This is a genomic window from Bacteroidota bacterium, from assembly GCA_016706865.1.
In the GTDB taxonomy this organism is placed as follows: Bacteria; Bacteroidota; Bacteroidia; order Chitinophagales; family BACL12; genus UBA7236.
On the sequence record JADJIS010000002.1, the window covers coordinates 142,790 to 157,134 of the forward strand.

13 protein-coding genes are annotated in these 14,345 nt (G+C 36.0%); 7 read left to right on the forward strand and 6 right to left on the reverse strand.

The window, feature by feature from the left end:
- Positions 1–9 precede the first annotated feature (9 nt).
- The 5 genes from IPI31_03775 (at position 10) to IPI31_03795 (ending at position 5,469) form a co-directional block, all read left to right on the forward strand.
- Positions 10–1,695 carry a S41 family peptidase gene (locus IPI31_03775; GenBank protein ID MBK7566922.1) on the forward strand — a complete coding sequence of 562 codons (1,686 nt, stop codon included), beginning with the start codon at positions 10–12 and terminating at the stop codon, positions 1,693–1,695.
- Positions 1,696–2,367: 672 nt separating this feature from the next.
- Complete coding sequence (locus IPI31_03780) at positions 2,368–4,029, forward strand: M28 family peptidase (GenBank protein ID MBK7566923.1); 1,662 nt, start codon at positions 2,368–2,370, stop codon at positions 4,027–4,029.
- A complete protein-coding gene (tsaB, locus tag IPI31_03785; GenBank protein ID MBK7566924.1) occupies positions 4,030–4,704 on the forward strand; it encodes a tRNA (adenosine(37)-N6)-threonylcarbamoyltransferase complex dimerization subunit type 1 TsaB in 675 nt (224 codons plus the stop codon). It begins immediately after the preceding gene.
- A 100-nt stretch (positions 4,705–4,804) separates the two neighbouring features.
- Positions 4,805–5,143 carry a helix-turn-helix transcriptional regulator gene (locus tag IPI31_03790; GenBank protein ID MBK7566925.1) on the forward strand — a complete coding sequence of 113 codons (339 nt, stop codon included), beginning with the start codon at positions 4,805–4,807 and terminating at the stop codon, positions 5,141–5,143.
- Positions 5,144–5,148: 5 nt separating this feature from the next.
- Positions 5,149–5,469: a helix-turn-helix transcriptional regulator gene (locus IPI31_03795; protein MBK7566926.1), complete on the forward strand. Its 321-nt coding sequence runs from the start codon at positions 5,149–5,151 to the stop codon at positions 5,467–5,469.
- 607 nt (positions 5,470–6,076) lie between these two features.
- Here IPI31_03795 and nadA read toward each other — a convergent pair.
- The 4 genes from nadA to IPI31_03815 all read right to left on the reverse strand — a co-directional run bounded on the left by nadA (position 6,077) and on the right by IPI31_03815 (position 10,353).
- Positions 6,077–7,090: a quinolinate synthase NadA gene (gene nadA / locus IPI31_03800; protein ID MBK7566927.1), complete on the reverse strand. Its 1,014-nt coding sequence runs from the start codon at positions 7,088–7,090 to the stop codon at positions 6,077–6,079.
- Between the two features lie 611 nt (positions 7,091–7,701).
- A complete protein-coding gene (locus IPI31_03805; protein ID MBK7566928.1) occupies positions 7,702–8,280 on the reverse strand; it encodes a nicotinate-nucleotide adenylyltransferase in 579 nt (192 codons plus the stop codon).
- Between the two features lie 174 nt (positions 8,281–8,454).
- Positions 8,455–9,486, reverse strand: coding sequence for a potassium channel protein (locus IPI31_03810; GenBank protein MBK7566929.1), 1,032 nt, complete (start codon positions 9,484–9,486; stop codon positions 8,455–8,457).
- A gap of 96 nt (positions 9,487–9,582) precedes the next feature.
- Positions 9,583–10,353, reverse strand: coding sequence for a DUF1295 domain-containing protein (locus IPI31_03815; GenBank protein MBK7566930.1), 771 nt, complete (start codon positions 10,351–10,353; stop codon positions 9,583–9,585).
- 106 nt (positions 10,354–10,459) lie between these two features.
- Here IPI31_03815 and IPI31_03820 point away from each other — a divergent pair, with 106 nt between their 5' ends.
- Positions 10,460–11,167: a YceI family protein gene (locus IPI31_03820; protein MBK7566931.1), complete on the forward strand. Its 708-nt coding sequence runs from the start codon at positions 10,460–10,462 to the stop codon at positions 11,165–11,167.
- 912 nt (positions 11,168–12,079) lie between these two features.
- Here IPI31_03820 and IPI31_03825 read toward each other — a convergent pair.
- A complete protein-coding gene (locus tag IPI31_03825) occupies positions 12,080–12,496 on the reverse strand; it encodes a hypothetical protein (GenBank protein MBK7566932.1) in 417 nt (138 codons plus the stop codon).
- Positions 12,497–12,499: 3 nt separating this feature from the next.
- Positions 12,500–13,576, reverse strand: coding sequence for a T9SS type A sorting domain-containing protein (locus IPI31_03830; GenBank protein MBK7566933.1), 1,077 nt, complete (start codon positions 13,574–13,576; stop codon positions 12,500–12,502).
- A gap of 48 nt (positions 13,577–13,624) precedes the next feature.
- Between IPI31_03830 and IPI31_03835 the strand changes: the two genes are divergently transcribed.
- On the forward strand, positions 13,625–14,341 hold the full coding sequence (locus IPI31_03835; protein MBK7566934.1) for a L,D-transpeptidase family protein: 717 nt from the start codon (positions 13,625–13,627) through the stop codon (positions 14,339–14,341).
- Positions 14,342–14,345: the final 4 nt, after the last annotated feature.

A 14,345-nucleotide genomic window follows, 5' to 3' on the forward strand; every position in this document is an offset into this window, starting at 1 on the left:
TTTATAATTATGAAAAACATTAATTCATTTATTAAAACAACAAAAGGGCGATTAATTATTTCGCTTATCAGTATATCTTCTGTATTTGTTTTTACTTCTGCGGCAACAGGTGCAGATCTATTTGAGATCGGAAAAAATATCGACATATTTACTTCTGTTTATAAAGAATTAAATACTTATTATGTGGATGATATTGATCCAAATAAATTAATGCGCACAGGTATTGATGCAATGTTGGAAAGTCTGGATCCATATACCAATTATATTTCTGAAGCAGAATTGGAAGGATATAAATTTCAAATAACAGGAAATTATGGAGGAATAGGTGCAAGCATAAGACCTATAGATGGAAAATCCACCGTGATAGAATGTTTTAAAGGATTTGCTGCAGAAAAAGCAGGTTTATTACCGGGTGATATTATTTTGGAAATTGATGGAAAAGTTCTTGATGTTAAAAATGATGAAGCTATTAGCGAATTGTTGAGAGGTTCACCGGGAACTACAGTTAAATTAAAAGTAAACAGACCATATGAAGATAAAACATTTGATCTTGCTGTTACAAGAGAAGATATAGATATGCCAAATGTTCCTTACTACGGATTTGCAGAACCGGGAATTGGATATATAATCTTAACTCAATTTACAGAAGATGCAGGATTAAATGTTGGCAATGCATTAAAAGAATTAAAGAAACAAGATCCTCAAATGAAAGGAGTTATTCTCGACCTCCGCGGAAATCCGGGGGGATTATTGAGAGAAGCCGTAAACGTTTCAAACATCTTTATTGATAAAGGTCTGGAGGTGTGCAGCACACTTGGAAAGGTGAAGGAATGGGACAAAACATTTAATGCATTAAATGCTCCTATCGATAGTAAAATTCCTTTAATAATTCTTTCCAATAGCTCCTCTGCATCCGCTTCCGAAATTGTTGCGGGAACTATACAGGATTATGACAGAGGAGTTATTCTCGGTGAAAAAAGTTATGGAAAAGGATTGGTTCAAACAACCAGAGATATTTCATTTAATACTAAATTAAAACTCACCACAGCAAAATATTATATCCCTAGCGGAAGATGTATTCAAGCCTTGGATTATACGCATAGAAATGTGGATGGAAGTGTAGGAAAATTACCTGATTCACTTAAAACTGCATTCAAAACAAAAAGCGGAAGAACTGTTTACGACGGTGGTGGAATTGATCCTGATGTTGCTGTGGAAAGAGAATTATATAAAGATATTACTTACAGTCTCATCAGAAAAAATCTTATATTCAAATACGCAACAAAATATAAATTTGAACATCCAACTATTGCTGATGCAAAAACCTTTTCTATTTCAGAAAAAGATTATGAAGATTTTATCAGCTGGTTAAGTGATAAAGAATACGATTATGTAACAGATACAGAAAAAGATCTTGAATATCTGGAAGCAAGCGCAAAAAATGATTCCTATTACGAATCATTACAATCAGATTTCGCTTCCCTAAAATCAAAAATTAATCACGATAAAGAAAAAGATCTCATCAAATTTAAAGAAGAGATCAAACAGGAATTAAATACAGAAATTTCATCCCGCTATTATAATGAAGACGGCAGAATAGAATCTTCTTTTAAATCTGATCAGGAAATATTAAAGGCAACTGAATTACTTAAGGATGCAAATAAATATCAGGGATTATTGTTGCCGGCTAAATAAATAGTGACACAGGAAACGGGACACAAGACACAGGACTTGACATAGGACATGGGAAGGGGACATAGAAAATGACCTAGGAAATAAGACATATGACCTAGGGAAACAAACGGTGGGATTTACTTAATTCGGAGCCAGTGAGGCTCTCGCTCCCAGCGAGGGTCTCACTAACGGTAACCGCGCACCGCCACTGCCACTGCCAACTGTTTACTTTTTCATTTCAAAGCGACTCTCCAATATTACAAACTGTGACTGCGACAGGCCCCCAACCCCATAGGGGAGCTTTCGTTTTCGTTAACATTATAATTAGATTTTCAACTCGAAGCTACAACCACCAATGATACAACCTGCAAACTGCGACTGTGACTGCGACTGTTGACTATTTACTTTTCAACCCGAAGCGAAAATCTCTAATGTTACTAACTGCGACTGTGACTGCGACTGTTAACTTTTTCATTTCGAAGCAATATTCTCCAATGTTACTACCTGCCCACTGTTGACTGCCCACTGTTGACTTTTTCATCCGAAGCGAAAATCCCCAATGTAACTACCTGCCCACTGCCACTGCCTACTGCTACTGCCACTTTTAACTACCACTGCCACAACCCACTCTAATGATCCTAATCATAAAACCTTAGCACATTTTTTAATTACTTTGCATTAAATTCTATAGTTATGCGATCTGTTATTTCCATTTTATTAATTATAATTTGTTCTCTGAGCAACATACAAAGTTTTTCACAAAACGTTAAGGAACAAGAACTTAAAGCACATGTTGTATATCTTGCCGATGATAAACTGGAAGGACGTGCAACGGGATCGGCAGGGGAAAAACTTGCATCTGATTATATAGCGGAAGAGTTTCGTAAAATGGGGCTAAAACCAGCCGGTGATGCAAATACTTATCTTCAGGCGTTTGATGCACATTCCGGTAAAAAACCAGGAGAGAATAATTATATTTTAGCTGAAAATAAATGGAGTGATCTTCAAATTGCTTTCCCGCATCCAATGTCGGCAAACGGCATTGTTACTGCGCGTCTACTCGATGTTAATTTCGGAATAACTGCAGCTGTAAATAATTATGATGATTACGCTAATGTTGATGCAGGAGGCAAAATTGTTTTAGTGCAATTATCATCACCCGATGGAACACATCCACATTCAAAATATATTGAATTTAATGATGAACGAAGTAAAATTAAAAACGCAATTGCACACGGAGCGGCCGCAGTAATTTTTTATAATATTGATTCAAATTATCAATCGCCGGTTGCCGATTACAGGAGAAATACTGCTGCGGAAAATATTCCTGTTTATTACGTGGAAAATTCGGTGGTGAATGCACTTAAAAACTATAAAGGGTCAATTACAATATCTGTTGAATTATTGGAACAAATAAGAACAGGGCATAACATTGCAGGATTTATCGACAATAAAGCAACCAGTACTGTAATAATTGGAGCACATTACGATCACCTCGGACACGGAGAAATAGAAGGCTCACTTTACAGAGGAGAACCAGCCATACATAACGGTGCTGACGATAATGCCAGTGGCGTGAGTCTTATTATTGAATTGGCAGAAAAATTAAAATCCTCAAACCTGAAAAACAATAATTATTTGATAATTGCATTCAGTGGCGAAGAAATGGGTTTATTCGGAAGTAAGGCATATGTAAATTCAGATGCTATGAAAAATTATACCCCTAATTACATGCTCAATTTTGATATGGTGGGGAGATTGGACAGCACTAAAACAATTATTATTAACGGTGTAGGTTCTTCAACTAATTTTTCGGTATTAAAAAATATCAATGAATCAGATATTAAAATTGTTACCACAGAATCAGGTATAGGACCAAGCGATCAAACATCTTTTTATTTAAAGGATATTCCGGTTTTACATTTCTTTACCGGTTCACATAGCGATTATCATAAACCGGGCGATGATGCTGATAAGGTTAATTATTCGGGAATAAAAAATATTTTAGATTATACTTATGTATTAATTGATTCCCTAAATTCGTTAGGGAAAATAAACTTTACCAAAACCAAGGAAGACAATAACGATAACACTCCACGATTTACTGTAACAATGGGAGTAATTCCGGATTATGTTTATTCGGGAAAAGGTATGCGGATAGATGGAGTAAGTGATGGAAAACCCGCTCAAAAAGCAGGTATAATGGCGGGGGATATCGTACTTAAATTGGGAGAATACGAAATAGTGGATATGATGGCTTATATGCAGGCTTTAGGTAAATTAAAAAAGGGTGATAAAACAGTGGTTGTTATTTTGAGAAATGAAACTCAAATGGAACTACCAATACAATTTTAAATGGCACTTCTGCTCAACATAGAAACATCGGTTCCCATTTGCAGCGTAAGTATAGCAAATGACGGAATTTGTTTGGCTGAAAGCAGAAGTGATACAGCTAATGATCATATCGCCCAACTCACCTCACTTATAATTGAAACGTTAAAAAAAACAGGAAATAAACTTAAAGACCTGGATGCCATTGCCGTAAGTTGCGGTCCGGGTTCCTATACGGGGTTGAGAATTGGCGTATCAACAGCAAAAGGTATGTGCCACGCCATAAACAAACCACTGATCGCTGTAAATACCCTCAGGAGTATGGTGGAGCCGCTTTTAAGCGTTTACAAACAGTCTGATACACTCTTTTGTCCCTTAATTGATGCCCGGCGCCTGGAAGTATATACTGCCATCTACAACCGGATTGGAGAAACTATTATGCCCCCTCAGCCCTTACTATTTGAAGAAACAGGGTATTCGGAGTTCTTAAACCAGGCAAAAGTAATCTTCTTCGGAAGTGGTTTAGACAAGGGAAAACCCTTCTTACAGCATCAAAATGCCGTTTTTCACGATGATCATGAACAAATTTCTTCCAATTTGTCTGCTCTTTCCTTTGCCAGATACCAAAATGAAGAATTCGAAGACCTCGCCTATTTCGAGCCGGAATACATTAAGGAATTCTACAGCACAAAAAAATAATTCAAACTAGCTGCACATATATTTTGTTTTTAACATTATGCGGAGTATATTTGATTATCAGTCAGCCTCGTGGGGTAGATTAACTGCTTAAAAAGTATTTATGCCCGCAACACATGCCATTAAAATATTGAACTCCGATATTAACGGAGAAATTAAACTGGATTACAACAACCTGAAAAAAACAGTGCTTGTGATCAGGTCCGTAGACCATAAACTCAGACAGCAAATAATTAAAATGCTGACTGAATCTCCGAAATTAACTGTCTCCGAAATTTATTTAAAATTGCGAATTGAACAATCAATTGCCTCCCAACATTTGGCATTATTAAGAAGAAGCGGAGTGGTTCAAACTAAAAGAAGTGGAAAATTTATTTATTATACCTTAAATCAGGAGCGACTGGAAGAAATATCTCAACTCATTAAAGAACTAGCAAAATAACTTCTATGGGACGAGCAATTTTATATGTATTTGATAATGTTGAAAATAGCGAACTACATTCAGCTGCCATAATTTTACGTGCAATAGCACATCCCTTAAGATTAAAAATGATGGCATTTATAGATAAAAATAAATCCATCACCGTAAATAAAATTTTCACCAGTCTCAATCTCGATCAATCCATTGCCTCCCAACAACTCAACATCCTCCGCACCGCAAATCTCGTTAAAACAAAAAGAGAAGGTAAATACATTTACTATTCTTTAAACTACGATAATATTGAACGGGTGAATGGGTTGATAGAGAAGTTTAGAGGGAAAGCATGAGGAAGAATCGAACCCGCCTGCTAACCGCGTCGGGCAGGGGGAGAAGTCTTAAAGAATCGAAGGGAGAAGAATCGAAGGGAGAAGGGGAAGATTCTAAGGAATAAAAAAGGAAGGAAGGTGTGTAAGGGTTTAAAAAGGGCTTCAGATTTTACCTTAATTATATCTCGGAGGAACTGAGGCTCTCGCTCCAAGCGAGGGTCTCAGTAATGGCATAAACCAAAACTTTTCTTTTCGAAGCGAAATCCTACAATGATACAACCTGCCCACGGGCCCCCAACCCCATAGGGGAGCTTTCGATTTCGTTCGAATAAAAATACAATTTCAATTCGAAGTAATAATCTCCAATGTTACAAACTGCCCTTAAGTTGACAAAGGACACAAGACATAAGACACAGGACTTAACTCCAATTTCAATTGAAAATTCATTTTATATTCTAAACTCCCTGAAGTATAAATCAGAAATAATATTTTATTTCGAAGCGAAATCCTACAATGATACAACCTGCCCACTGTTTACTGCCCACTGTTTACTGCCCACTATTGACTCTTTCCTTTCGAAGCGAAAATCCCCAATGTTACAAACTGCCAACTGCCAACTCCTCAAACTTCACAACCCAGCTTTCGCAGAAATATCCAACATTCTCTGAATCGACTTTCTTGCCATGGAGATAGTTGGTTCTTTAATTAATATTTCGGGAAGTTCATATTTCATGGCGATGTATAATTTTTCTAAGGTGTTTCTTTTCATGTGCGGACAATCATTACAGGCACATAAATTATCTGGTGGTGCAGGAATAAAAGTTTTATGAGGAGAATTTTTTTGCATTTGATGAATTATTCCTGTTTCTGTAACAACAATAAATTCATTTGCTTCGTCTTGCGCAGAATATTTTAATAATCCTGTAGTGCTTCCGATAAAATCAGCAATTTTTAATACGGGTTCTTCACATTCCGGATGGGCAATTACTTTTGCATTGGGATGTTTTATTTTTAATTTGGTTATTTTTTCCAAAGAAAATATTTCATGCACCATACAACTTCCATCCCATAAAACCATTTTTCTTCCGGTTTTCTTTTCTATATATCTTCCCAAATTTTTATCCGGAGCAAAAATTATATTTTGATCAGCGGGAACACTTTCTACAATTTTAACTGCATTACTACTAGTGCAAATAATATCACTTAATGCCTTTATTTCTGCCGTACAGTTAATATAAGATATAACTACATGATTGGGGTGACTTTTAATAAATCGTTCGAATAACACAGGCGGACAGCTATCTGCAAGCGAACATCCTGCCTTACTATCAGGCATTATTACTTTTTTATTCGGATTTAAGATCTTCGCTGTTTCTGCCATAAAATGCACACCGGCAAATACTATCATATCAGCACTGGTTGTAACGGCATTTTGTGCAAGTCCTAAACTATCGCCAATATAATCTGCAATATCCTGAATATCAGGCTCCTGATAATAATGTGCGAGTATTACCGCATTTTTTTCTTTCTTTAATTTATTGATCTCTTCAAACAGATCTAACGTTGGATCAATAAATTCATCTATAAATCCGGTTCGTTCCAAAAGAGCGATATCCACAACTTTTTCCCCCTTAATGATCATGGCTATTTTTTTTAAATAAATAAAGAATCATCATCAGTGCTGTTAATTGGTTGATAAGTATTAAATAACAATCTTGTAAAAAGAGTTGTCCATATAATTAACACCTACATCAACATTCTGCAAACATCCGTTATTAAATATAATCAACTGTTTTGCAGGTAATCAACACGCTGTTAGTACAAAGTTAACAGGAAAACTTTTTAGATAACAACATACTGTCAACGTACAAAAGGTGTTGGCGAAATCCAATCTATCCACAATAATTCTCTTTGCACTTTTATTTAATTTATTTACCAAGACTTTATCCATAGGAATTCACCCTGCGCTAACAATCTGTTAACATGATGTACCGATGAAAATGATGTACCAATGTACCAATGAAAATGATGTACCAATGAACAGCCGGCATTGTCCTAGTATTATTGCAACTACCTAAAACTTGTGACTGAGTAAAAAATTAGCAAATTAGCAACCGACCTACGGTCTATTAGCAAATGGAACAGCCGGAATAAAATTGAGAATTGAGAATGGAACAGCCAAACTTAACGTATCATTGAATGAACTAACTTCCGGGCGAGCTGCAATTATAAAATTACCAAACTACCAAATTATCAAATGTTCCTATAAAATCCCATTTCACCGAGGTATTCCCAGACTTTTTCGGGAACAAGGTATCTGATGGAAACTCCGTTTTTGAGGCTTTCGCGGATGAAGGTGGAGGAAATGTCGATGAGAGGGACCTTGAAGAAGGAAAAATTGCCTTTTATGGGTGCTGTGGGGGATTCTGTATCGCGGCGGGTGTAAATATAAACCGGATGATCGCTAAGGATGAGTTCAATATTTTTCCATTTTGATAGTCCCGGTAGATTATCGGAACCCATCAGGAGCACAAAGGTGTGTTCGGGGTGTTTTTCTTTGAGGTAAGTGAGCGTGTTTATGGTGTAAGATGGTTGAGGTAACTTGAATTCAATACTGGAGGCTTCCAATTTGTAATTATCCTCTACTGCAAGGTTTACCATGTATAATCTGTGTTTTTCGTCTAACAATGTACTTTTTTGTTTGAAAGGATTTTGTGGAGAGACTACAAACCAAACTTTATCAATATCGGTATTTTCTGCAAAATAATTTGCAATAATTAAATGCCCCGTATGAATTGGGTTAAAAGAGCCGAAAAAGAGACCGATCTTCATATGAATCAGGTAAAAATAAAGCAATTACATGATATGTTCCAAGTTATATGGAATTCTAAATCAAACAATAGTAAAACATATAATTTATAAAATTGTACATTTTGGAGGAGATATTATTATTAATTAATTTCCATTTATGGAGATACAAAAATTTATTAAGTATTAATATTAAAATTAATTACTTCCCTCCAGAATTAGAAAGAAACGTTGAATCTGTTCTTCGTTTCCTAAAACAAAAAATTTAGTGTCGGGTTTTAATACAGTATCGGGAGCCGGGTTAACAATGTATGCTCCGCTTTCATTTTTATATCCTATAATATTTGCCCCGGTTTTATTTCTGATGTCAAGTTCACCTATGGATTTATTTTTATATTTTTCAGGTAGGGAATTGTAATGAATTTCCTCAATACGAATATTTATTTTTCCTGTAATAAAATCTACAAACTCTAAAACGTCGGGTTTGGTAATGAGCGCTGCCATATGAGATCCACCAATTTTATCTGGCATGATCACATTATCGGCTCCTGCGCGTTTGAGTTTACTTTCGGCGCCGTCGTTTGAGGCGCGACTTATTATTTTCATGGCAGGATTCATTTCATGTGCAGTTAATACAACAAAAACATTTGCAGCATCATCGGGTAGTGTTGTTATTAATGCTTTTGCATGTTTTATTCCTGCGGATAATAATACCTCATCTTCTGTGGCATTTCCCTCCACAAAAAGCGTATTATCAGCACGAAATTGTTCGATAATATGTGTATCATTTTCAATAACAACATAAGCCATTTTACCTGCAGTAAGTTGTTGACACGCCTGTCGCCCGTTTCGGCCATAACCGCAAACAACAACATGATTTCTGAGTTGATCAATTTCTTTATTCACGCGTAAGTGTTTAAAATACATTCTGAATTCGCCTTCCACAATAAATGATGTAACTATTGTAATTACATAAACATAAGTGGCAACGCTTAATAAAATTAATAGAGATGTAAAAACCTTTCCTCCATCGGTAAGGGGATGCACTTCGTTATACCCTACGGATGCAACCGTTATCATTGTCATATACATTGCATCTAGCAAAGTATATTTTTCAATTACGATATAACCGTAAGTACCAATTATAAATACGAAGATCAATAAAAAAATACCACCTATCAATCGCTTTAATACCCCATAGGATCTGAGCAGTTTGATAATGTTTTTCATAGCCCACAAATGTAAGATATCTTAAAACACTACAGGTAGAACTTTCATCACTCTTCTAAATGAGTTTATTCCATAAGGGCCTCTATAAATAATGAATTATTTTTTCCTTGGCAATGGAAAAAAGCTGCTGGTCCTTCTTTTATACTCAGCATATTTATCGTTTCCATCATATCTTTTTTCGAGCATGGTTACTCCTGATACTTTTAATAATAAATAAGTGAGTAGAATCGGAGAAAGTAGGGAGAGATACCAATACCCTGATCCAAGCGAAATTAGAAATACGCCCCACCATACGCAGGTTTCCCCGAAATAATTGGGGTGTCTACTATATCGCCATAAACCCGAATCCATAACTTTTCCTTTATTTGCAGTGTTCCGTTTGAATTTTAAAAGCTGATAATCGGCAAATGTTTCAAATAACCATCCGGTTAACCAAAGCAGAACTCCAATTATATTTATATTAGAAAAGGTTTGATCCCGGGAGAACATAATACCTATTATGGGTAATGAAATAACCAACATCAGCGCTCCCTGTAGCATAAAAACCTTATAAAAACTGATCCAGACAGTTTTTTCACCCCAATCTTTCCGAAAGGCTACATATCTGGGATCTTCCCCTTTCCCAAAATTTCGATAAAAAATATGAATTGCAAGTCGGAGCCCCCAAAGTGTTACCAGATAGGCGATCACAAATTGTCTGGGTGAAATTTCCTCCAACCTGAACAACCAATGATGTGCAACTGCCATAAAACCAAGTCCCCAAAATCCATCCACTATACTCATATCCTTGCGATAAATGCTGTATAACCACACGGCGGTCATAAAAACGAGTATAAGAATTGCAGATGTTAGAACTTGATATCCCATGTTTAAAGGCTTTAAAAAAAAATTGGAAATATTTCAAATATAGGAAACATTTTTCCGGAACTATTGTTTAGGTAATATATGTATATACATATAAACTAAAAAAATTATGATAAAAACTACAATTATAACGATTGCAAGCGCAGTACTGTTGACATTTTCAGCATGTAAAAGCGCCCCGAATGCCGATGAAGCCAAAACAGGTGAGGCCCAGGAAGTAAAATTAACAGAAGGATCTGCAACGGTACCGATCAACGTTACAGAAAGCAAACTTGAATGGATCGGAACCAAAGTAACAGCTTATCACAGTGGTACTGTTGCCATTAAAAGTGGTGATATTATGGTGAAAGACGGAATGATCTCCGGCGGAAAATTTGTGTTGGATATGCCTACATTAGTTTCCCTTAAGGATGATGAAGGTTCTAATGGTAAACTTACAGGTCACTTAAAATCACCCGACTTTTTTGATGTTGCAACCTACCCAGAATCCACTTTTGAAATAACCGCTGTAACGCCATTTAGTGGTACAGTTGAAAATACCGGTGGATCAGAAACAGAAATAAGTGAATACAGTGTAACGGACCCGAATTATACCATATCAGGAAATCTTACAATTAAGGATGTAACAAAAAATATCACCTTTCCGGCTAAGGTTTCTGTGAACAATAACAGTGTAGAAGCTGTTGCTAAGTTTAATATCGACAGAAAACAATGGAATCTTGTTTATCCGGGAAAACCGGATGATCTTATCAAAGATTTGATCTGGTTTGGTATCTCAATAAAAGCAAATGCTGCAGAAATTACTGCATTAAAATAAATAGAGTAGTGGTTGTTTTTCAATATGCCGGGAAGTGGAGACTTTCCGGCATTCTTTTTTTAAGTATATAGTAGTTAGTATATAGTATTTAGAGTGCTCCGGATTAGGGATTATCTTAACACCGGAACGAGTGAGGCATTAAAAGAGTATATAGTAGTTAGTATATAGTATTTAGAGTGTTCCGGATTAGGGATTATCTTAACACCGTAGCGAGTGAGGTTCTTGTTCCTTGTGAGGTTTTTATTTTTTCTTTTACCATTATTGAGACCTTCGCTGAGAGCGAAAGCCTCAATAGCTTCGAGGAAATACTTAAGTTAGTATATAGTAATTAGAGTGCTTCGGATTAGGGATGAGGTTTTTATTTTTTCTTTTACCATTATTGAGACCTTCGCTGGGAGCGAAAGCCTCAATAGCTTCGAGGTAATACTTAAGTTAGTATATAGTAGTTAGTATATAGTAATTAGAGTGCTCCGGATTGTAGTTAATCTTAACACCGGAGCGAGTGAGGTTCTTGGTTCTAGTGACGTTTTTATTTTTTCTTTTGCCATTATTGAGACCTTCGCTGGGAGCGAAAGCCTCAATATCTTCGAGGAAATACTTAAGTTAGTATATAGTAGTTAGTATATAGTAATTAGAGTGCTCCGGATTGTAGTTTATCTTAACACCGTTGCGAGTGAGGCTTTCGCTCTGAGCGAAGGTCTCACTAATGCATCAACCCACAACAATATCCAAACTCGGAGCGAGTGAGGCTCTCGCTCTGAGCAAGAGTCACACTAACGGATCAACCCCAAAATTTCGGAAGAAAATTTATCGCCTGCCCTCTGTGGCTGGTGAGAAACACCAGGCCACGACGTAGATCTGGTAAAATTTCGCAAGAAATTTAAACTCCTCTTTCCTCTCTCCTCTTCTCCTTTACTTCTTCAACGTCAACTCCACATAAGCACTCATCTCCTCAATATCCTGACGAAGGATCATTTGATGTTTTGATAACGAAGTGATGATAAATTTTTCGATTCCATTAATTGTATCAGCGGTGTAGTACATCGACAATTCTTTTGTTTCGGGATTTAATTCCCAGTTTCCGGGGGCCCCATTGGAAAAATAATCCGATTTCATATTCATGGAATTATCGGAATTGAGTGTGTAAACAGAAGACAGAAATTCTTTTTCTCCGGCTTCCACATATTCGGGTGGTATTCCGGGAACTGTGCTTACAAATACATCTGCTTTCCAAACGCCACTTACATTTTCGTTGTTGATCTCTAATTCTGTGTCACAGGAAATAAATGCAATAAATAAGAACGGAAGGAATATTAATTTCTTTATCATAAATTATTGTTTGATGAATTTTATGTTTTTAAGTATGTTTCCCGATTGATATAAAGATAAAAAATAAATACCAGGTGATAGTTGATCAATGTTTTCTATAAAATTATTTTCTCCCTCATTGCATAACAGAGATTTGTTTTCCATTATTCTTCCTGTAATATCTGATATTATTATTTGTAGGTTCTCTGCGGCAACTTGCGGAAAATTTATAGAAAAATTTAATTCATCCATAACAGGATTTTCTGCAATGAAAAGATTAAAATTATTTGAAGGTTGATCTGTAATAATATCAACTGCATCACCACTTTTATAAATTACCTGCGTAGTTGTTTCCACCCCAAGAATTTCCTGCGCATTTATTTGAAGAATGGGTATTCCGTTTTCTTTTGCCATCCAACGGTATTCTATTGTTGTATAAGTAATTTCATAAGGTACATCTGCATATACAATATTATCTGTGATCAAAATTTCTGAACGCATCCTCAAAACATCAAAAGTTCCACCCGGTATTGTTATGGATCCCCAACCATCAATTTCATTTGTTCTTGATCGCTGTTCTGTCCATGTTGCAATACCGGGAATATCAATGTCAAATCCGGTTTCAGAATTTGTATTGTCGTTGTATGTTGCAGGAAATTCAAAAATGGTTTCTGTTTCATCATATCCGATAGGAAATGGAATACCTGCAATTATTCCGGCAAAACCTGTTTGCCCGAAAATATCATCATCGCGTTCATAAAAATTAAACACGTCTTCTATTGTGATAAAATCATTTGCAACATCAACTCCTGTTTGTTCGGCAACATCAGAAGCCAACCATAAAAAAAAGTAAAAGGGATCCGTATCATATACATCCACCCATTTTGAGGTGTCTGCAGCAAGTGCTGTGAGGTCGCTGAAATCCCAAGTGTGATCCGGACCGGTATCGCTGCCATCAAAACCTATAACTGGATTTGCATTGGTAACTAAAAATTCCTGACCCTGATCTGCTATATCATCAACCGATAAAATAATGGGCGATTGAGCGGAAATTGTAAAAGCAAGGAAGCACAGAAATAATAGGGAGGTATAATTTTTCATTGTATAAAATATTTGTGAAGATAAGGCAAATATTACTATCTTCAATACATGAAAACCTTGTTTAGTATTGTAACAATTGTGATTCTGATCGCCTGTAAACCTAGTCCCAAAAAGATATATCTCCGAATGTTTGAACAAATGGACCCTCCACATAATAGTTTACAAAAAGTTGTGGTTACCGCCTATGATGTAAATTATTCACGTGGAATGATGCGATTATATGAAAGAAATGACACTGCAACATCCTGGGGAAATGCAGTAATGTCGTTTGAAGTTGTAGTAGGTAAAAATGGATTTGCATTTGATTCCACACAGTTTAATAAATTGGAATACGGACATTACAAACACGAAGGAGATGGTTGTTCACCTGCCGGTATATTTACCTTGGGAAAAATATTCAGTTATCATGATACAGCAGGTTTGAAAATGCCTTTCGAACAAGTGGATGTAAATGATCTTTGTGTGGATGATGTTAATTCTAAATATTATAATTTATTAATTGATGACGATACCATAATTAATAAAGATTATACCAGTTTTGAACGCATGCAAAGAGAGGATCTGCAATACGAATATGGTGTTTGGGTAAATTATAATACGGCACCTCAGGTTCCCGGAATGGGTTCCTGTATATTTTTACATATTTGGAAAGATCCATCCCATGCAACATCAGGATGCACGGCAATGAGCAAAGAAAATATGTTGAAATTAATAAATTGGTTGGATGAAAAAAAGAACCCTGTTTTAATTCAATATGTAGAATAGATAA